This is a genomic window from Enterobacter sp. BIGb0383 (assembly GCF_003751845.1).
Classification (GTDB): domain Bacteria; phylum Pseudomonadota; class Gammaproteobacteria; order Enterobacterales; family Enterobacteriaceae; genus BIGb0383.
On sequence record NZ_RJKQ01000002.1, the window covers coordinates 1,139,525 to 1,159,895 of the forward strand.

General features: G+C 55.2%; 19 protein-coding genes. 5 read left to right on the forward strand and 14 right to left on the reverse strand.

The features are described 5' to 3' along the window. Window positions 1–89 precede the first annotated feature (89 nt). From EDF81_RS13720 to EDF81_RS13740, 5 genes are all read right to left on the reverse strand, one after another. Window positions 90–506, reverse strand: a complete 417-nt coding sequence (locus tag EDF81_RS13720) for a FosA family fosfomycin resistance glutathione transferase (RefSeq protein ID WP_123348672.1) — start codon at window positions 504–506, stop codon at window positions 90–92. Window positions 507–720: 214 nt separating this feature from the next. After that, the gene (locus EDF81_RS13725; RefSeq protein WP_123348673.1) at window positions 721–1,764 is read right to left on the reverse strand and encodes a DUF1176 domain-containing protein; all 1,044 of its coding nucleotides are present in this window, start codon (window positions 1,762–1,764) and stop codon (window positions 721–723) included. Window positions 1,765–1,876: 112 nt separating this feature from the next. Continuing rightward, window positions 1,877–2,485, reverse strand: coding sequence for an ATP-dependent Clp protease proteolytic subunit (locus EDF81_RS13730; protein WP_123348674.1), 609 nt, complete (start codon window positions 2,483–2,485; stop codon window positions 1,877–1,879). Between the two features lie 105 nt (window positions 2,486–2,590). Beyond that, window positions 2,591–3,325, reverse strand: a complete 735-nt coding sequence (locus EDF81_RS13735; RefSeq protein WP_123348675.1) for a YoaK family protein — start codon at window positions 3,323–3,325, stop codon at window positions 2,591–2,593. Window positions 3,326–3,611: 286 nt separating this feature from the next. After that, window positions 3,612–3,860 carry a hypothetical protein gene (locus EDF81_RS13740; protein ID WP_123348676.1) on the reverse strand — a complete coding sequence of 83 codons (249 nt, stop codon included), beginning with the start codon at window positions 3,858–3,860 and terminating at the stop codon, window positions 3,612–3,614. A 701-nt stretch (window positions 3,861–4,561) separates the two neighbouring features. On the opposite strand from EDF81_RS13740, the gene EDF81_RS13750 reads away from it, so the two are divergent. Next, complete coding sequence (locus tag EDF81_RS13750) at window positions 4,562–5,152, forward strand: DUF4291 domain-containing protein (protein WP_123348677.1); 591 nt, start codon at window positions 4,562–4,564, stop codon at window positions 5,150–5,152. Window positions 5,153–5,191: 39 nt separating this feature from the next. Here the strand turns inward: EDF81_RS13750 and EDF81_RS13755 are convergent, their stop codons facing one another. The 5 genes from EDF81_RS13755 to EDF81_RS13775 are packed head-to-tail and all read right to left on the reverse strand — an operon-like array spanning window position 5,192 to window position 12,832. Next, window positions 5,192–5,698: a HEAT repeat domain-containing protein gene (locus EDF81_RS13755; RefSeq protein ID WP_123348678.1), complete on the reverse strand. Its 507-nt coding sequence runs from the start codon at window positions 5,696–5,698 to the stop codon at window positions 5,192–5,194. Then, window positions 5,695–9,972, reverse strand: coding sequence for an RHS repeat-associated core domain-containing protein (locus tag EDF81_RS13760; protein ID WP_123348679.1), 4,278 nt, complete (start codon window positions 9,970–9,972; stop codon window positions 5,695–5,697). The genes EDF81_RS13755 and EDF81_RS13760 overlap by 4 nt, the downstream gene beginning before the upstream one ends. Window positions 9,973–9,983: 11 nt before the next feature. Next, window positions 9,984–10,391, reverse strand: a complete 408-nt coding sequence (locus EDF81_RS13765) for a DUF1795 domain-containing protein (protein ID WP_123348680.1) — start codon at window positions 10,389–10,391, stop codon at window positions 9,984–9,986. A gap of 9 nt (window positions 10,392–10,400) precedes the next feature. Next, window positions 10,401–12,254, reverse strand: a complete 1,854-nt coding sequence (gene tssI, locus EDF81_RS13770) for a type VI secretion system tip protein VgrG (protein ID WP_123348681.1) — start codon at window positions 12,252–12,254, stop codon at window positions 10,401–10,403. Between the two features lie 59 nt (window positions 12,255–12,313). After that, window positions 12,314–12,832, reverse strand: coding sequence for an Hcp family type VI secretion system effector (locus EDF81_RS13775; protein ID WP_123348682.1), 519 nt, complete (start codon window positions 12,830–12,832; stop codon window positions 12,314–12,316). Window positions 12,833–13,108: 276 nt separating this feature from the next. Between EDF81_RS13775 and EDF81_RS13785 the strand changes: the two genes are divergently transcribed. Together EDF81_RS13785 and EDF81_RS13790 are read left to right on the forward strand one after the other, a co-directional pair. Continuing rightward, entirely contained in the window at window positions 13,109–13,924 is an 816-nt protein-coding gene (locus tag EDF81_RS13785; RefSeq protein ID WP_123348684.1) for an AraC family transcriptional regulator, read from the forward strand. Between the two features lie 48 nt (window positions 13,925–13,972). Next, window positions 13,973–14,614 (forward strand): LysE family translocator, encoded by a 642-nt coding sequence (locus EDF81_RS13790; RefSeq protein WP_123348685.1) that lies wholly within the window; start codon window positions 13,973–13,975, stop codon window positions 14,612–14,614. 3 nt (window positions 14,615–14,617) lie between these two features. On the opposite strand, the gene EDF81_RS13795 is transcribed toward EDF81_RS13790, so the two are convergent. From EDF81_RS13795 to EDF81_RS13805, 3 genes are read right to left on the reverse strand one after another with little or no spacing between them, the layout of a single operon-like run. Then, window positions 14,618–15,721, reverse strand: coding sequence for a M20 peptidase aminoacylase family protein (locus EDF81_RS13795; RefSeq protein ID WP_123348686.1), 1,104 nt, complete (start codon window positions 15,719–15,721; stop codon window positions 14,618–14,620). A gap of 19 nt (window positions 15,722–15,740) precedes the next feature. Further along, window positions 15,741–16,208, reverse strand: coding sequence for a YjiG family protein (locus EDF81_RS13800; protein WP_123348687.1), 468 nt, complete (start codon window positions 16,206–16,208; stop codon window positions 15,741–15,743). Further along, complete coding sequence (locus EDF81_RS13805; RefSeq protein WP_123348688.1) at window positions 16,201–16,884, reverse strand: nucleoside recognition domain-containing protein; 684 nt, start codon at window positions 16,882–16,884, stop codon at window positions 16,201–16,203. The genes EDF81_RS13800 and EDF81_RS13805 overlap by 8 nt, the downstream gene beginning before the upstream one ends. A 195-nt stretch (window positions 16,885–17,079) precedes the next feature. Between EDF81_RS13805 and EDF81_RS13810 the strand changes: the two genes are divergently transcribed. Both EDF81_RS13810 and EDF81_RS13815 read left to right on the forward strand, forming a co-directional pair. Continuing rightward, window positions 17,080–17,997 (forward strand): LysR family transcriptional regulator, encoded by a 918-nt coding sequence (locus EDF81_RS13810; RefSeq protein WP_123348689.1) that lies wholly within the window; start codon window positions 17,080–17,082, stop codon window positions 17,995–17,997. A gap of 34 nt (window positions 17,998–18,031) precedes the next feature. Then, window positions 18,032–19,303: a DUF445 domain-containing protein gene (locus tag EDF81_RS13815; RefSeq protein WP_123348690.1), complete on the forward strand. Its 1,272-nt coding sequence runs from the start codon at window positions 18,032–18,034 to the stop codon at window positions 19,301–19,303. A gap of 2 nt (window positions 19,304–19,305) precedes the next feature. On the opposite strand, the gene EDF81_RS13820 is transcribed toward EDF81_RS13815, so the two are convergent. Next, window positions 19,306–20,370 (reverse strand): DUF2955 domain-containing protein, encoded by a 1,065-nt coding sequence (locus EDF81_RS13820; protein WP_123348691.1) that lies wholly within the window; start codon window positions 20,368–20,370, stop codon window positions 19,306–19,308. Window position 20,371: the final 1 nt, after the last annotated feature.

Here is a 20,371-nt window from a genome sequence, read left to right on the forward strand (position 1 = left end):
TATTGTATTGTGGAATGCAGGGCTGCATTGTGCTGACCGTCAAAGCCCCGGAGCCAGAAGCCTCTGAAATGCTGCCGCCATTACGCCCGTTAGTCAAAAAAGACCATTCCCTGATAGGGTTTTTCCCGACATGCAGCCAGTCGCTGCGCCAGATTGCCGACGTGTGCTTCCAGCTTATGTCCGTCCGGGTCAAGAAAATAGTAAGACAAGCCCTCGCTTTTATTTTCTTTCCAGCATGTTACGCCTTCCTGATCGAGCCTGGCGATAAACGCAGTCACATCCTCCTGCGCGATGCTAAAGGCATAGTGGGTGTAGTCACTCTCCTGCGGTGACACAAAGTGCCGCGAGGCATCCACCGACAGGCAGCACCAGAGTTCACCGCAGGTCAAATACGCCCCATTATCCCAGCGCACATGCAGCTTTAGCCCCAGCAGTTGCTGATAAAAAACAATGCTGTGATCCAGCTTGCTCACCGCCAGCGTCAGATGATTCAGGTTTTTCAGCATAGTGTTTTCCGGAGGGTTTCGGGCTATGGGCTTATCAAATCAAATATTAAACGCCGGAGCCATACGTTCCTGTTCCAGCTGTGCCAGGATCTTTTGGTTACGAGGAAAAACAACGGCGCGGCGTTTTTCGATAGCAATCATGAACACTATTCTTACCAAAAAAAATAATTATGGAAATTATAGTGTTCATTTTTTCGAGGAGACAAAGTTTACGTCACTTTCTGCTGTCCTGGTTCACATTCGTCACATACGTTGGCAGATCCCAGGTTCCGCCGGCGCGAATAGAACGACACATCCCGGTCATGGCTTCCCGGCTCTGGATAAACGTTTTGCCGTCCCATACCCATTCTGCGGTAAACATGCAGTCCGCCAGCCCGCGACCTTTATGGCCCTGGGCAATCATGCCGTCGCTATATGACAGGCCCGATGTGGTGATAAGGTCAGCGTCTCCTGTTAACGCGCTGTCCATCACCCAGTAGCCATACCCTTCGTTATACGCCGCCCGCCAGCAGAGCGTGGAGAGCAGAACGTGGCGATCATCGACGGGCGTCAGGAGGATGTCATTATCTCCTGGCTGGGCAAATTCCGACGGTGATGCGAGCAGCTCGCACTCCTCATCTTTGCGCTGTGCAGTAAGCAGTTTCGGCTTCACCACCGCCATTTCCGGGGTGGTGAGCGGCCGCATCTGGAGGTCGTTGACCTTTACTCGCTGGATCACCGGAGCATCAAGTGCCGGGAACACGCCGCTTTCAGGCCTGTGCCCCTGTTTAATCAGCGCACCGGGAGAGTCAAGACGCCCCTGAGATGCATCCATCTTCAGGAAGATGGCGTTAGCCCCGCTGCCCGAGAGCACAAACGGCTTCTCACCGCCGGTAAACTCCACGCGGCCGCTGCCTTTCACCGCCGTGATCACTTTTCGCGTCTGGGCATCGGAGAGCTGCCAGCTTTCATCCTCCAGGGGTTTCAGCTCACCAGCGGACTGACCGTCGACCCACATTGTTACCTTTGTCGGCGAAGTTCCAGCTTCTGCCAGTCGCACCTGCCCCGTAACCAGCGTATTCGGCCCGGCTTCACGCGTCAGCAGTACCGAGCCGCTGGCGTCGTCTTCGGTGCTGTAGCCCGCCGCACGGCAGGCCAGGGTATTGTCGCAGACGACTTCCCAGTCCTTATGTTCGAAGGTCACGCCATATTCCTGCGCCAGCGCAGGGGCACTGAGTCCGGCAAGCAGCGCCAGGGCAGTGAAATAACCGTTTTTCATACCATTGATCCCTTATGTCAGAGCCAACAGTGTGAAGAAGTCAGAGAAGGGAGGAAAGTGCTATTTCTGGCAGGAGGAGACCTTCCCCCGCGAGGGAGAAGGTCCGGGAGGATTAGTCCAGGTTCAGCTCGCCGTAGGTTTTCACGACGCGGGAAACAATCCCGTAATCAATCGCTTCCTGCGTGTTCATCCAGTAGTTACGGTCGGTATCCTGCTTCACTTTCTCAACGGATTGGCCGGTAGCGTCGGCGATCAGGTGGTTCACGCGATCCAGCATACGGATAATTTCTCTGGCTTCGATTTCAATATCGCTGGCCTGACCGCGCACGCCGCCCAGCGGCTGATGGATCATAAAGCGCGTGTTCGGCAGCGCGTAGCGGTGCTCTTTTTTCGCCGCGAGGAAAATGGTGATCCCGGCGCTGGCTACCCAACCGGTGCCGATAATGTGCACTTCCGGGGTGATAAACTTGATCATATCGTGGATGGTGTCCGCCGCTTCGACATGACCACCCTGACTGTTGATATAGATCTTAATCGGTGCGTCGCTGATCCCCTGCAGCAGCAGAAGCTGGGTCACGACCTTCTCGGTCAGCGCCTGGTTAATTTCACCGGAGATAATGATCGAGCGGGCATCCAGCAGCTTTTGCTGCATCAACTGGCTGGCGTTGGTGGCGTCCGCGCCCTTTTTATCGTCGTCTTCTTTGCTGGTGATAAAGTGCATTCTGTGTGTCTCCATTCTGGTGATGGCGTTAAGCATAGCCCAGCGGGGTTAAAGCGGGAATAACAATATGTTATCGGCGCACGGAAAGGTGTCGTCACAGCTCAGTCATTTCTGTATCCGCGACCTCACACGTCGCTTGATAGAAATAATCGACCCCAGCGCAACGCATATCAGCATGATTCCAACGCCGGTGATAGCTTTGAAGGCCAGCCACTGAAACAGCACCAGCCCGGCGATCCCGCCGGTGAGGAATGAACCGATCGTGACGGTATGCGTCAGCAACTGACTTCTCTGGCCTTCGCTGTCGCGAGAAAAATCGCGACGCAGCATAGCCGCCAGCACAGAGGCAAATGCAATGCCTGCATCCGTCAGCGTCCCCGTGATATGCGTCGAACGAACCCGACCATTGGACAACTGAGATGACGTTGAATTGTGCACCCCCATCAGGAAACACAGTAACACGATGATTTCGCGGTTCGAGGTCGGCGAGTGGCTGTAGATTTCGTACAAAGAAATAGCGATTAACGCCAGGCCTTCGAGCATAAGCACCTGACAAAAAACAGTGCGAACGTTTTTTATCTGCCCCCAGATAACGCTCAGTCGCGAGACAACCGATCCGAAGACAAAGGCGATAATGATGGTGCCAAAGAAAATGATACTGCGAATGTCGGTTGTGGAAACTTCGCTGGACAACTGGGAGGTGTTTCCCGACATATGAGACGGGAAAAAACCAAAGGCACCAAGCGCCATGGCATTGAGGAGTCCGGCTGCGGTGGCGAGCCACAGGGCCAGTCTTCTGTCTTCGTCGTGTGACCGCGAACGCTTAAATTTTACCAGCAAATGTAACCCTCAGATAAATAAGACTGTGGGTTACATGATTACCCGCCTCAGCGCGTCAGAACATCAGATAAGGTTTAAGGGCTGGAGGTTTTCAAGCGGGAAACACACTCTCCATTGCGGTAGTGGCGAACTTCCGCTGACTGGTCGCCATCCCACAGAAAACGCACCTCTTCGTCTCCGTGGTGTTTGCTGATACGGCGGCCAAAGCTGTCATAGCGATGCTGTCCGGGGTCTCCAGCTGTCGAAGCTGGTTGCGACAGTGTCAGACCAGGCCCCGGCGACTAAATTACTCATAAACTCTGGCAGCCATCAATATATCGCCTAATACACTCCAGTTAACATCGTCAGGATATGGTTTGTTCATATTTTCATAGAAGCCCTCCATATCCTCCATCCATGAAGCCATTGCTTCCAAAAAAGATGGAAGATCATTGCTCTCCCATTTATTAGGGTTACTTTTTATTTCAGAAACCAAAGAATAAATCAACTTGATTAACTCATCTTTAGTGCTAGCAGAATTATAGCCTCTATCCATTTCATCCGCCTATTATTTACTTAATACCATTACCTAATTACAGGATAATGCTTTCACCGCCTATCCTTGTTGTCATTTTCCACATCTGATCAGCAACTTCCCTGGATGTAGCCCATTGAACAGATACATTATCCAAACCAGCTATTTTAAATGCAGCTAACTTTCGATGACCCAGAGTCTATATTTTACCTGCAGTATCCTGTAAAACCTTAATAGCAGGAAGATCAGCCGCTTTAAGAGTTCCGTTAGACAAAGCGGTAGCGTTATCCAGTACCGTATGCGCCTCTGTCTGATTTTTAATGGAGCTCTGCATGTAATGAATATCTTTAGGGTTGAGCCTACACTTTGATAACCCCAGCAGGTCGATCCATGTAATAGGATTAGGAGTGTACTGGTAATTACTCACCCCACCCAATACCCCTATCGGGTCCAGATGCGAATCCGGTCCTTCCATGGCTCATAATATCAGATTCGGTTTTAAATCACACAAAAATAAGCATCATAGTTCATATTCTACCGCCATACCTCGGTAGTTTTATCTACAGAATGGCCAAGGTAACTGTCAGTATTGAAAACAATCAACATCAGTATTTCCCACACATTACCAAGCAAACTAAGATATTCTTTCATTGCAATAAAGCATGAGATATAATATTAATTTAGCTTGCAAAACAGCAAACCAAATAAAAGGAGGATGGTAAATGACAAGAAGTGGTTTTTCCGAAGAAAGACAGATACGTGCGTTTTATACTAAAGATTTTGTCAGAGTATATCAGGCGTATTCAGACACTATTGCAGATAGCGCTTTAGAAAATGGAACATTCGTTTCACCACCTTTTAGTATGACAAGAATGACCTGGATTAAACCATCCTTTTTATGGATGATGTACCGTGCAGGATGGGGGATGAAAGACAAAGATCAAAAAAGAATTTTAGCAATTGATATATCACACAATGGCTTTAAAGAAATATTAGAACAGGGTATCACAAATCATTTCCTACCTGAAAACTACAATTCTCCTTACACTTGGAAAAATAAAATCAGAGAAAGTAATGTTGTTGTGCAATGGGATCCAGAAAGAGATATACAATTGAACAAACTAAATTATCGCACAATTCAAGTGGGACTAAGAGGTAATGCAGTCCAAAAATACGTCCAGGAATGGGTTTTAAACATTTCAGACATTACGAATCTTTCACATGACATTCATAATTTAGTGTTAAACGGTAGGATAGAAGAAGCTAATTTTAAGTTACCCAAGGAAAAACATTACGACTTCACTAACTTTTAGCAAAATACACATAGCCCTATATTACAGGGCTATTTCCATTTATAATAACCGATGTCTTTTCAATTGATTTATTGCATTATCTCTAATAACATCATTATCTGATATTGAAAGTTTAGTCAGTTTATCTATAGCCTCTGGCGTTCCAATCTCCCCTAGAGCCCATATACACTTCACTGCTAAAGCGTAACTATCATCAAAATCTAGATAGTCAAATTTTTTCACAATAGCCTTGTTAAGCGCATCAATGCTAGTCGGGGACTTTGCATCCTGTAATAAACTAGCTATATCTTCATGTTTGTAATGCCACGACTCCAACAATAAAGAATTTAATTCCTTGATTGGATACCTCACATCTTTAAAAATAAAGATCAATGTAATCCCATCTTCTAGCAAATCTGGATCTTTATTATCACTAGCCTCTATCAATAGGTTACTTATAAATTCAGACGTACTTTTCCCCTCCAAAGAAAATCGTTCCTTCAACTCATCCCCTGATATTTTTTGAGAGTAAAAACCCTCTAATAACATTGTATTATTTTCATTCATTTCAAAATCTCTGCTATTTTTGTAAATTTATCTATTCCAGCATTGAACACATCAAGAGCTTTTCCTGTACCAAGCCCAATGTTTAACTGCCCACGCTCACCTTTGAAATATGCATAAGAATTTTTCCACCCATCTTTTATGGTAGAAACAAATGGCATATCAGAAAATGCTCTTGTGATCTTAGAGTTATCTCTAACACCGATGGCCTTCAAAGCATCAGTTGTACCAGATTTCAAATCAAAACGAACTAATATTCCCTTATATCCTTCCGAAAATGCTCTAGTTGGGGAAAGGAATGTCTCCGAGGTGCCTCGTAATTTTCCGGTTTTTAGCAAATGCTTAAAGTCATCAGGATGCATCGACCTATAGTAAGTTTCAGTATTTTTTAATGGGCAACCCGCCAACCCAAAAGGATCAACCCACCCCACCGGATTATGCACATACCCGTAATTACTCTCCCCGCCCAGTACCCCTATCGGGTCCGGCGAGATATAGCAACCACCGTCCGGGTCATAATAACGAAATCGGTTATAACATAACCCACTTTCACTGTCACGGTACTGCCCGGCAAAGCCAAGGCCCGGATCGGGGCTGTCATCATTGACGGTACGGCGACCCCACAGCGTCGCCTTCGGCGGCTGCCAGCGCAGCACCCCGTCATCACCATAGAGCGCCTGTGGCGCACCGTTCTGGTCGCTGGTAACAAAGTCCGTTTCCCATTTTTCGGGGGTAATCTGCCTCTGCTGAACCAGCAGCTCCCAGCCGTTATGCACCCAGTGACGGCGGGAAACACACTCCCCATTGCGGTAGTGGCGAACTTCCGCTGGCTGGTCGCCATCCCACAGAAAACGCACCTCCTCGTCTCCGCAGCGTTTGCTGATACGGCGGCCAAAGCTGTCATAGCGATATTCCCAGCGTTTACCGTCCGGGGTCTCAAGCTGTCGAAGCTGGTTGCGGCTGTCCCAGCGGTAGTGCCAGGCCTGCCCCCGGAAACCGGGCTGCACCCGCTGTCTGTTGACCAGCCTTCCGGCCCGGTCGTAACGGTAGTGGGTATCATCCTGCTGAACCAGCCGTCCTGCCTGCCAGTCCGCCAGCCGTCCGGCATCCTGCGGCTGGCCGCTGCGGGTATAGCCATACCGCTCTTCCACCGTGGTATTGCGGTCCGGTCCCGCCGTGAACACCGACAGCACCCGTCCGCTGGTATCCAGCTCAAACCCCGTCGCCTGGCGGTTATGGCGGACAGCTTTCAGGTTCCCCGCACCATCATAGCGATACTCCCGGGTCTGGTCCGCCTGGAGTCGTCCGTCCTGCTGCTGGCCGCTACTTTCCCGGGTGAGCCAGCCCATCAGGTTATACTCTCTGGCGCGGGCAAACTCGCCTGCGCTGCGGGTTGCCTCCCGGCCCGCCGCATCCCGGGTCAGCGTCAGCGCCGCCCCGTCCGGCAGCACGACCTCCTGCAGCTCCCCGGTTTTGCTGTAGCGGTACAGGCTGGTCAGCTCTGCGTCCTCTTCGGACCACTGCAGCGTCCGGCTCACCGTGCGTGCCGTGTCGTCAAACGCACGCCGGATATGCTGTTCGTTATGCCACTCCGCCACCACCCGGTCGCGGTCGTCATACTCAAACCGGCTCTCGTTCTCTCCCGACGTCACCGCCGTCAGGCGGCCTGCGGTATCGTACTGATAATCCGTACTCTCATCACCGCTACTTTCACGCAGCAGCAGGCCGCGACCGTCATACACAAAGTGCCGGGATTCGCCTTCGCCGTTAATGACCGCAATACAGAGTCCGTCCTCATCATATTCATAGCGCGTCTGCGTCCCGGCCATATCCCGCTCGCGCACTACCTGGCCTGCCGCATCCAGCCACCACTGCCACCGGTTCCCGTCCGGGCCGATGACCGCTGTCAGCTGCTGACTCTCTTTGTCGTAGTCGTAACGCCAGCAACGTCCCTCGGCATCGGTCCGTGACACCAGCAGGTCGAACGGGCCAAACTCCTGCCGCCACAGCGCGCCGTTGCCGTCGGTATAGCTCACCAGGTTGTGATGTTTATCGTAGTGTCGCCGCTCTTCACGCTCATCCGGGCGGATCAGCTGCTCCGGAAGCTTCCAGCTCTCCCGCCGGTAACCCAGACCAAAGCGGGCGCCGTCCGGTCCCTGCAACTGCACGACCCGGTCCTGCCTGTCGTAGCGTAGCTGCTGCGTGCGACCTTCCGCATCCGTGGTGCTGAGCAGGCGCCTGCGGTGGTCGTAGTTCAGACGCGCCTGAACGTCCCCGGCCTGGTCACTGACTTCGGTCAGCAGCCCGTACCGGTTCCAGCTAAAGCGCATTTCACCGGCATCCGGGCCGGTCAGTTTTTCCGGATTACCGGCCTCGTCAAATACCCAGTCCCAGCTGCGCCCGAGCGGATCGCTGAAGCCGCACAGACGTTCATTCTCATCATAATCGTATGACCAGACCCCGCCGCTACCGTCGGTAAAGGTGGTGACCAGGCCGGACTCCTCCAGATAGCTGAACTCGACCACCCGACCGGCCGGAGAGACCTCCCGCAGCAGATTGCCGTAGTCGTCATACTCGTAGCGGGTGATATGACCGAGAGGAGATTTCGCCCAGCTCATCAGATGAAGATCGTTAAAACCATATTCGCTGCGCTGGCCCTGGCCGTCGGTCATCGCCACCCGGTCGGGTAAATAATCAAAGCGGGCAGTTAAAAAACCACCGGCACAGGTGGTATAGACACATCGTCCTTTCGCGTCATACTCATAGCGCGCCCAGGTCTTGTCATTATCATGCCAGCGGGTCAGACGCCCTGCGCGGTCATACTCGTAATACAGGTGCCAGGCGTGGATCGCATCCGCTTCGATCAGTTGGTGTTTGTCGTCCTGCGTATAGCTGGCGAGGAAGATATTCTGAGCGCCATCGCTGCGGGTAATACGCTGCAGATACTCTCCCTGCCATATCAAGGTTAGCTCGATACCGTCGCTGTGACGGACGTGGCGCAGGAAGCCCTGGCGATCGCGGATAAACTCGATGCGGTTCTCATGGGTGTCATAAATGGCCGACAGCAGTCGCCGATCGCCTTCAGGTACCGTAAAGGCACGCCAGCTGCGCGTATCCCGATTCCACAGATGGAACCCATCTTCCCGCCGCTCAAGGACAAACTCCGGATAGTGAGGGCTGAAGACCCGCTGCTGATCCTGATGGAAGGTAAAGTCGATGTCATACCCACCGGCGAGCGTAATGACAACGGTCTCCTCCAGCCCTTCCCGACTGACACAGGCCGCCTCGCTCCAGCTGTCATGCCAGCCTTTACCGGGCAGCCCCTGATGGGCCGATCCCGTGCGATACGTTCGTTCAAAGACCAGCGGCAATGTTTGTCCGAGTTCAAAATCAATGCGCTGTTCGATCACCTCCCCGCTGGCGATGTAGACGGGGTCTTTCTTGAAGGCTTTGGCGGCCTCTTTTACGCGTGCCAGGCCTTTATTTTTCATAAACGCCTTCGAGGCACATTTGGCTTTTTGCGCGGCCCGCCGGGCAATAAATGTGGCCCCTGCTCGCGCCCCTTTAACCACGGCTCGAGGGCCTTTTATAAACAGCTTGCCGAGGCCTTTGAACAACCCCCGACTGGGGGGAACCAGAAACTCCACCGCGATCAGGAGCGCTTTTTCCCACCAGCTGAATTCATCTGCGACATCCAGGCATTTCTGTTGACCGGCACCAAAGAAGACCGTCGCCGCGCCCTCTTTAATGGTCGCACCGCAGACGGCCTGGTCGTCAACACGGGCCGCCGGATGGTCGTTGACATAGACGCTATCGCTGCCCAGCGCGATAAGCTGCGGGGAGTTATGTTTGGTACAGATAACAACATCGACCTCCGCGCGCGATACCCGCTGCTTCTCGACGTACACGTTGTCAGAGCCACTGTCGACAGTGCCAAAATCCGGGGTAACGCTGTCCACCATCGCCGATACTCTGCCTGAGACGGAGGAGATCAAATCACCCGCAGCAAAGACGGCCACCGCCCCCACCACAGCAATGGCCAGCCCACCGGTTACGCCAATCAGGGCAACGGCAACCGCCGCCACGGCGGCGGCGACCAGAGCCCCGGCAATCGCTCCGGCCATCGCACCGAGAAAGCTTTTATGTTTGATTTTTTTCTTCGGCGAGGTCGGCGGCTTCCCCTGGCCGGGCGCTGGACGATCGGTGGGCGGATTAGGCCGGTTACCGGCGTGGATCGCCCCGACGCGGGCGACCCTGTTGATGATGTCGTTGAGCATCGTGACTCCTTTCAGGATGCGGCTTTAAAGGTCTCGATAATCGCCAGTAGCGCATCGCGTTGCTCATCGCGCAGTTCCCCTGCGGCGGTGATCGTAAAGGTCAGCAGCAGCTCACCGCGCACCTGCATTATCACCACCTGGTGCATAGGCCCTTCCGGTGAGCGCCAGCTGTACTCAAGGCCACGCGCGGGCTGCTGATCCAGCATCAGTTCCCAGCTGGCCCGCTCTTTGTAACCTTTAAGATGGGCGGAAAACTGCTCCAGAGTTTGCTGATAGACGGTTTCCGGCGACAGGCCGAACTCGACCGGCGTGCGGTTTACCACCAGGTTGGCGGTATCCCCCGGCATCACAAAGACATGCAGCGACTCATCGCGCCAGCCCGTCGGGATAGCAAGAGATCCTTCATTCATCTGGTACATACACTCTCCTTAGTTTAAATCGATGCGTACGCCGTTCAGCACAATGCTGTTGCCGGTGATCGAGATGTTGCCTTCGTTATCTATCGCGATATATCCCCCGGCAGTGGCAACCAGGATCCCCGCCTCCTGAGATTGAATGGCGATATCGTTTTTCACCTGTAGCGAAGCGTTGTCGTCGACAAGGGTGGTTAAGTTTTTGCTGACGGCGATAGTCTGGTCGCCCTGAACTTCAGTGACCTGGTTCTGCACTACGGAGACGGTCTGATTGCGCTGGACGATCACCGTCTGGTCCTGACCGATATTTTCGGTGTGATCGACATTGACAGAGGTACTGCGGTTATTAAGCACCACGGTGTTCATGTCCTTCTGCCCGTGGATAAAGATCTCTTCTTTACCCGCTTCATCCTCAAAGCGCAGTTCGTTAAACCCGGTCCCTTTGTGGGTCTGGGTGCGCAGGGTGGTGCGGGTTTTACCCGCCGGTAGCGGATAAGGCGCGAGATTGGTGGCATGAAAAGTGCGCCCGGTCACAATCGGCTGATCCGGGTCGCCTTCGAGGAAGCTCACCACCACTTCGTGTCCGACACGCGGGATCGCCATCATCCCGTACTGGCCGCCCGCCCAGCCCTGGCTGACGCGGACCCAGCATGAGCTCTGATCATCACTGGTGCCGTAGCGATCCCACGGAAACTGGACTTTGATCCGTCCGTACTGGTCGCAGTAGATCTCTTCTCCTGCCGGGCCGGTAACGACAGCGATCTGCGGCCCGTCGACCATCGGCTTGTGGGGTATCTGCGGTCGCCAGGTGCTGGCGGCTTTGATCACGTCAAAGCTGTTGTTCAGGGTGGTCGGCTCGCTGCCACCTTCCTCTTCCAGGGCCTGCGGCTGGCGGCCCACATGCACCACGCCCACCACCTGCCAGGCAATATTCAGCGTCAGGCTGGGATGTTCAGTCAGCAGGAAACCGTAGCCCGGGCGCAGCGCCGCGCAGTTGGATTCACCCTGGCCGGTGGCGGCATCGTTACGCAGGGCGTCAAGGCGGAACCCGGTAAAGGCTTTCCCGCTCGGATCCCGCTTAAAGCGACCGGGATAGTCGAAGTGTTCGTACTGTTCCCGCTGATGGTCCAGGCTGTTACTTATTTTTTTATGAGAAAGACCGTAGGCCGGGGTTTTAAAGCTGTAATCTTTCAGCTCCACGCCTGCGGTGCTGACCGCCTCGGCGTAGCGGAAGCGACGGACAAAGGCCCCGTGGGCAAGGCCCTGGCTGGCGAGATTAAAGAACAGCGGCTCGCCTTTTTCCAGGGCTCCGGCGTCATCAGAGAAGACCACCCGGTGTTTCCCTGCCTCGTACTCATGGAACCAGTACATGCCCTCTTCGGCCGCCAGGCGGTTGATAAAGTCGAGGTCGCTCTCCCGGTACTGAACGCAGTATTCCCGCGCCGCATGGTCATGGCGCAGGGCAAAGGCAAAATCGGTGATACCCGCTTCCTGCAGCAGGCTGCTGATAATTTCGTCCGGTTTTTTGGCCTGGAAGATGCGGGCGTTGGTGCGCAGGCTGGTACGCCAGAGGGCCGGGCGCACTTCCGCCTGATAGCGGGTGCGGCGAAAGCCGGTATCGCCCTGGGTAAAGCGGCTGACGATGCCGCTGATACGCCGCTGGAGGATGCCGTCGTACCACACCTGCAGTTCGCATGCCTGGTCGAGGATCAGACCAAAATCAATCCCCGGCTGGGGGCTGGCGAGATTAATCGACAGGGAAAAGGGCGTGTTCAGCGCTTCCCGTAGTTCAAAATCCACAACGACAAAGGTGCTCGCCGGCAGGTCGCCCAGCGTCACCGTAAACTGAAGTCCCGTAAGGTTTGCCACCGTTTATCTCCTTATATCGCGGTAAAAGAAAATCCCGGGCCGCAGCCCGGGAGCATGGCTTACGCTTCGATCGGCGCACGCCAGTCGTCAGAGCCGGAGGTGCCGGCGACGGTGTGTTCCCAGTCGATTTTGCGGTAGGCCACGGAAACTTCGATCAGCTGAGTGAAGTCAGATTTCTGCGGGTCCTGGCAGTGCGGCATCTGGCAGTCGATATCCACGATGGTCGCGTCGGTCAGGGTGGTAGAGAAGAAGTGCTCCTGCTTACCTTCCACGGAGGTGCGGTACCATTTCAGGGTGATGGTCGGCAGCATCTCGCCGGAGGCCAGGGCGTTGTACATCAGCGGAACGGCTTTGTTCAGCGCGACGGTAAATTTAAACGGTTTGTGTACGCGCTGGCCGGACGGCTGGCCGGACTGCGGGTCCGTCGGAACGGTGACCACGTGTTTAAATTCCTGGACCAGCATCTCGTCTTCGTGACCTTCGACATAGATGTTGCCGACGGAGTCGGAGGTGAAGGCACCGGCGGTAATGTTGCCCTGAGTTTTACCTTCAATACTGATATAACATGGGGTTGGCATAATATGCTCCTTGCTTGTTTTTACGTGGGTTTAACTACTCACGATGTAGAAAGCAATTTGCGTGCCAATTTTTAAGGCATTGATTTTTAACAAAATAAAAAAATAAATTAGTTTTTCAAACGACCTTTTGAGCAAGAAGTTGCGCAAACCATTCAGATTCACGGCGTTTATTGCCAAAAAAGTGATTTGTGCTGAAAGTTGAGCAAGAAGTTGCGCAGAATGCGCAGATATAGCGAAAGACAAAAAATGCTATTTCCATAGCCGATGAGGACGCCCATGCCCACACCCCGCACCGTACCGCAGACTTTCTGGCGTTCACCACGACTGCCGTGGGTGGAGCTGCGCTCGACCTGGCAAAGTCGCCAGGCCTATAAACGCCATACCCATCCACAGCTGTCGCTGGGCGCGATTGTAGAAGGCGGGACCCGCTGCGTGTGCGACGGCCAGGAGTACCTGCTGGAGCCGGGGGATCTTATTGTTATCGCCCCCGATGCGCCGCACAGCTGCAACCCGATTGCCGGACGGCCGCGCAGCTACCATATGCTGTGGCTGGACAAGGCCTGGTGCCTGTCGCATCTGCCTGAGCTGGCTGCGGGCGGGTCGCTCTCCTGCCCGCAGCCGGTCGTGCGGGATCCGCAGCGGTTTCATCAGGTCATTCAACTGGTCGAACAGCTTTATCGCGGCGAGGAACAGGCGGTAACGCAGCCGCTGATCGACCTGCTGCAGGCCCTGCCGCTACAGTCCGAACCCCTGGGCACGATGCGCAGCACCAGCCAGAAATTAAGCGAGCGCTTACTAACAAACCTCGCGGCACCGCCCACGCTGGATGCGCTGGCGGCAGAATTTTGCCTGCGCAAAGAGACGCTGATCCGCACCTTTAAGCAGGATACCGGCCTGACGCCGGGCAGTTTTCTTAATATGGCACGTATCGAGCAGGCCAGGGCGCGGCTGCGGGCGGGTGATACGCTGGCGGATGTCGGGTATCAGACCGGCTTTGCCGATCAGAGCCACTTTCATAAAACCTTTGTGAACTACACCGCCGCAACGCCGCGTCAGTATGCGACCGGAAGATCAATATCCGACAATAAATAAGCGCTCACTTACCTCAGGATGACCTCAGTCTTACTCGCTGAGGTCGTTATGGAACTGCTCTCCACGCTTTTTCCCGCCACGTTCGTGCTGCTGGCGCTTTCCCACTTTGTTGCCCTGCTGAGTCCCGGCCCCGATTTTTTTCTGCTGACCGGCTACGCCATCCGCTACCGCCTGCGCGGCAGCGTCGGGATTGCCACTGGCATTGCCGCCGGTAACGCCGTCTATATCGCGCTGGCGATCACCGGCTGGAGCGCCCTGCGCCACGCCCCGCTGCTGTTTACGCTGATCGAGCTGCTGGGCGCGGCCTGGCTGCTGTGGATTGGCTATCGTCTGATGGGTAGCCAGCCCGGCACGCTGGTGCTGGACGGGGCCGCCTCTGGGGCACCCTCCCTGAAAAAACAGTTTATGCTGGGGATCGGCTCGGCCCTGCTGAACCCGAAAAACGCGCTGTTTTATCTGGCGCTGATGACCACGCTCTCCGGCGCCAGCGTCACGCTGCTCCAGCAAACCGTCGCCGGGATCTGGATGGTTGCCGTGGTCCTGCTGTGGGATCTGCTGCTGGTTAAGGTTATCGGGCTGCAAAAGGTGCAACGCCGCCTGGCAGGCGGCGTATGGCTTATCGAGCGTGGCGCAGGCGCGGTGCTGATTGCCTTTGCCCTGTGGATGATTGTGCGGTTTGTGCTGAGGTAACGATTATCCCAGCACGCGACGTACGCAGGCCTTAAACACCTGAACCCCCAGCGCCAGCGCCTCGCGATCGAAATGCATATCCGGATGGTGCAATCCTGGCGTCAGGTTTGCGCCCAGCCCCCAGAACCCGCCCTTAACCTGCGGGCGAAGGCGCAGATAGTGGAAGAAATCCTCACTGCCCGGCGTGCTTTTCGGGTCGGTCAGTCCCTCTTCACCCAGCACTTCTACAATGGCTTCGCGGATCACTTCCGTGGCCTCGTCATCGATAATCGCCGCGGGCATCTCCTTAAGAATACGAATATCGGCGGTGGCTCCCAGGGCCGCTGCGCTGCCTTCAATGGCGCGCAGCACCCGGGTTTTCAGTTCGGCCATCCCCTCGTTTTCCGCACTGCGCAGATCCCAGCAGACCCGCGCCGTGGCCGGGATCGAGTTGGTCACGCCTGCGTCGCACAGGAAGCGGGTCGCCTTTGCGCTCCAGGTCAGAGAGGGAGAAAGGTGGAGCCCGTTTACCGCCTGTACCGCAAGCGCAGCGGCATCCAGCGCATTAATCCCCAGGTGCGGGCGTGCGGCGTGGGCAGCCTTGCCGTTAAAATCCACCTCCACGGTTGCCGATGCCGAATAGTACATGGCCGGTACCGCCTTCCCCATCGGGCACTCTTCGATGGGCCGCAGATGAAAACCGAGCAGCATATCCACATCCTCCAGCACCCCGCCGTCCGTAAGGGCGATGGCTCCGGTGCCCAGTTCTTCGGCGGGCTGAAAGAGAATTTTCAGCCGCCCTTTTTTCACCAGCCCTTCGACAGTCACCTCCTGGGCGGCCGTCAGCACAACCGACGAGTGACCATCGTGACCGCAGGTATGCCGTGCTTCCAGCCGCCCGTCGATCATATGCCCGAGTGCGTCCATATCGGCGCGCAGCGCCAGCACCGGTCCCGGCTCTCCGCTATTAAGCTCCGCCACAATGCCGGTGGTGCCGTTAACGTTACGGGTCACCTGAAAACCAGACGATACCAGCGCATCGGCGATGTAGGCGGCGGTTTTAAACTCCTCGAATCCCAGCTCCGGGATTTGATGCAGGTAATTAAAGTGCTCTAAGGTTCGCGACACGTCTTACTCCTTTTATTTTTTAGGCGAATACGCGCATGACCAGCATAGCAATCGCGGCGTTGAGGATGCTGACCGCCATCAGCAGCGGCCAGTACTTCTTCGGCACGTCGGCCACGCCCAGCAGGCGTCCCATATACTGCAGCTGGGACCCCATCAGGAAGATGGCCGGGGCGAGGATGGTAATTTGCGTAATATCCAGCGTCCCCTGGGTCAGCAGGCTCACCGCCACCCCGGTACCCGCCGAAGAGGAGAGCCAGGCCGTCAGCAGGACGGTAATGGCTTCACCGGGTAGCCCAAACAGCCCCATCAGCGGGGCACAGACATGACCGATAATCTGCATAATGCCGAGCAAATTGAGCATTTCAGCGATCACATAGGCCATCAGCACATTCGGCATCAGATTATTGATGGCGATATTAAATCCTTTCCGTGCGCCGATGACGAAAATATCAAACGGATTACCTGAAGCTTTTACTTGATTATTCATTAGCGAAATCCTTTTTATAAACCGTATTCAACGTCAAGCGCACCACTGCCGCACCGACAAACTTCAGCACGAACATTAATAACAACGGGATAATGATTGGGATGGTTAAGGAAGCAAACATCGCCGAGCCGATGGAGAAATAATTATTAATCAGCCCGGCACCGGAATATTGCCAGGCTCCCATAATGACCACATCTTTACGGTTGATTTTTTTGCTGTCGTACAGCTCTTTGGTTAACGCTGCCCCTGCATCGGTACTTTGCAGATCGGTAATCAGCGCCAGCCCGGTATAACCGGGGATCCCTAACAGCGGACGCAGCAGCGGCGTCAGCAGCTTATGCGCCGCACGGATCGCGCCATAGTGGGTAAAGATCTCCAGCAGCCCCAGCGCCAGCATCACCGTCGGCACCAGCGAGAGCGCAAAGAGGAAGCCCGCTTTAGCGCTGATCCCACCGCTGCCGAGGAAGGTATTGCTCTCCGGGGTTTTCATGGTGCCAAACCCGCCGCCAAGGGTGGTAAAATCAAACGCCCCCAGCCATGCCATCCCTTCGACTTTAAAAAAGAAGCCGGAAAACACCAGCAGTACAATGATTAATGAGATCCAGGCCCCCGGTCCCACTTTCCATTCATCATTCACTTCACTGGAGGAACCTTCCAGCATTTTATATTCACTCATACCCTATCCCCTCACATAAACCCGTCTGTCAGAATTGTTATTTAGTGAGATCTGCGCCATTTATTTTTATTTACCTGGCTGACCTCCGTGATATTACCTATCCGCAATTTTGATTATCTATAACCAACCGGGATGATAAATGCCTGCTGATGGATGTTATTGTTGACTTAAGGTCAACGGTGAAGGGAATAACGCATGTTGCATGACAAACCAGTAGGCTACCTTTATGAGGTTGGTCTCCAGGGTGGGATCCGCAGGGCCGCGGATATGCTGGGGATCAACCCGTCGGTCATTAGCCGCCAGATAGCCCAGCTTGAGCGGGCGCTACAGCTTCCGCTGCTGGAGCGCAGAGGGCGAACCGTGGTGCTGACGGAGGCGGGACGCCTGCTGGCGCAGGACCACTACGAAAGCCGACAGCGGCGCGAAAAGCTGGAAAACCATCTGAAGGATCTGCGCCATATGCGCGGCGGCAGCGTCTCACTCAGACTGGGCGGCGGGCTGGTCACTACCTTTATTGAAGAGGTGATGTGCGCCTTTGCCCGTACCTGGCCGAACGTCTTTGTCGATATTACCGTCGGCAGTATGCAGGAGATGCTTAACGATATCGCCAGCGGTGAGACGGATATGGCGCTGGCCTTTGGCCCGATAGGTACCCCGGAACTGAAGCGCCACAGCTTTCAGTGGGGACCGATTTGCGCCGTGGTCTCGCCGCTGCACCCCATCGCTGCTCTGACCACCATTACCATCCCCGCGTTGACCGACCATCGCCTGATCGCCCTCTCAGAGAGTTTTGGTCTACAGCGCCATATGAACGCGATGTTTAAAAGCGAGGGGCTGCAGTTTCACCCGGCCTATCGCTGCAACCTTTTCTCTACCGCCATGAGCCTCAGCCAGGCCGGGCTGGGTATCTCCTTTATGACAAAATATGCTGCCCGGGAAGCGATTGCCGAGGGTCTGCTGGTGGCCGTACCGCTGGCGCATCCGATCGCCAGCAGCGCCCAGTGCCATCTGCTGCGTAATTCCGATCGCCGTTTTACGCCTGCGGCGCACCATATGTGGCGACTGCTGCACAACGCCTTTCGCGATAAGCAGAGTGCGCTGACCGACTCGTAGTTGTATTCCCGTCATCCGGAGATATGCTTAAGTCATGGATAAACTTGCTGAACTTCAACGCGCCAGACGACTCGCGCTCTCGCTTCTGCTGGCGGCGGCGGCGATTTTCGTCGCCACGCTGTTCCTGCCGCCCAACTTCTGGGTGCGCGGGCTTAAGGCCATTGCCGAAGCGGCGATGGTCGGGGCGCTGGCGGACTGGTTCGCGGTCACCGCGCTGTTTCGTCGCATCCCGATCCCGTTTATCTCCCGACATACGGCGATTATTCCCCGTAATAAAGACCGTATTGGCGACAATCTTGGGCAGTTCGTGCAGGAGAAGTTCCTCGATACTCAGTCCCTGGTGGGGCTGATCCGCCGTCATGAACCGGCTCTGCTGATTGGAAACTGGTTCAGCCAACCGGACAACGCTCAGCGCGTCGGCCAGCATCTGCTGCAGGTGATGAGCGGCTTTCTCGAACTGACCGATGATTCGCGCATTCAGCTGCTGCTGAAACGTGCGGTGCATAAGGCCATTGATAAGGTCGATCTGACGCAAACCAGCGCCATGATGCTGGAAAGCATGACCCGCAATAATCGCCACCAGCGCCTGCTGGATGCGGTGATTGCCCGGCTGATTGCCCTGCTCCAGCGCGACAATACCCGCGCCTTTATTGCCCGTCAGGTGGTGCACTGGCTGGAAACCGAGCACCCACGCAAGGCAATGATCCTGCCAACTGAATGGCTCGGCGAGCACAGCGCGGAGGCGATTACCGACGCGGTGAATACCCTGCTGGACGATATTAATCACGACAGCGCCCACCAGATCCGCCAGGCCTTCGATCGCGCCGTTCGCTCGCTGATCGACGATCTTAAGCGCGATCCGCAGATGGCCGAAAAAGCCGAAGACGTGAAGAGCTACCTGAAAAATGACGAGGCGTTTAACCGCTATCTGAGCGAATTGTGGGGCGATATGCGTCGCTGGCTGAAAGAAGATATGCAAAGCGACAGCTCTCGCCTGAAGCAGCGTATTGCCGAGGCCGGGCAGTGGTTTGGTGAAACTCTGGTGGCGGACGGGGCGTTACGCGCCTCCCTGAATGCGCATCTGGAGCAGGCGGCGCATAAGGTCGCCCCGGAGTTTGCCACCTTCCTGACGCGGCATATCAGCGATACGGTCAAAAGCTGGGATACGGCGGATATGTCCCGACAAATTGAACTGAATATCGGCAAAGACCTGCAGTTTATCCGTATCAACGGCACCCTGGTCGGCGGGGCGATAGGTCTGATACTGTATCTGCTTTCGTCTATTCCGGCCCTGTTGCCGCTCTAACCTTAGCTCTCAATCACATAGCGCGTCGCCGCAAAGCGATTGAGGATCAGATGCACCAGCCAGACGAGGGTTAAGGTGACCAGCAGCGCCACGGTCACCGAGACGATACGGTAGAGATCGCTGAACACCAGATCCTGGTCCGGCTGCATATTCTGGCCGAACATAATCCCAATCGTGGTGATGCTGGAAAACCCGACCCCGGCACCCACTTTTTCCATCACGTGCAGGCGGGCGCTGTAGGCCAGGCCAAGACCAATCAGCGGCATCATCAGCACCATATGGCTGCTGTGATCGTAAACCACCAGTTGGACCAGCAGAATATAGAGACAGCCCAGCACCACGCCCACCACGCGCCACAGAGAGCTGAGCACCGCGCCGCGATAGTGCATCGGGAAGAGGATCAGGATCCCCGCCATCAGCGCCGACAGCGAATCGCTCAGGCTACAGACCTGAAACACCACAAAAATCAGCGTTGCCACCGTGCCGGAAAGCAGTGATTCGTGGCGCACGCGGGCGGCGTTTTTCTCAATCAGCGGCGGACGGGCGCGGGGTTCCACGTCCGGGATCAGATAGTGCATCAGAGCGCTCAGGCACACCGCCATCACGCTGGCTTCCATATTGGAGAACAGCAGCGTATGCCAGTCGCTGGTCGGATAGCTCATAAAATTGAGCATCACGCTCTGACAGACAACCCCCGTCGAGCCAAACAGAAACAGCGGCCCCTGGCTCATAAAGCGAAAACGCGTCACATAGAGAGCAAACACCACCAGGGTCATGATCAGCGGCCAGTGCGCCAGGTAGCCGACGATAATCACCATTTCGATGCAGTTCACCGCCGCGCTGGAGACAAACTGCTTCGCCACGTGGCGGTTAAACACCGGCACCAGCGACAGCAGCATAATCGGGTACACCACGTAGAACACCCCGTACTGGGTGTTATAGAAACTCGACACGCTCAGGGCGATCATCCCGGCAAAGACGATCCGCAGGGTCTGGCGGAAGTCATTGGCCGTGAACACCACGTTGCCGTGAGGCGTAAAGACGCGGGCGAGGGTATTAATAGACATA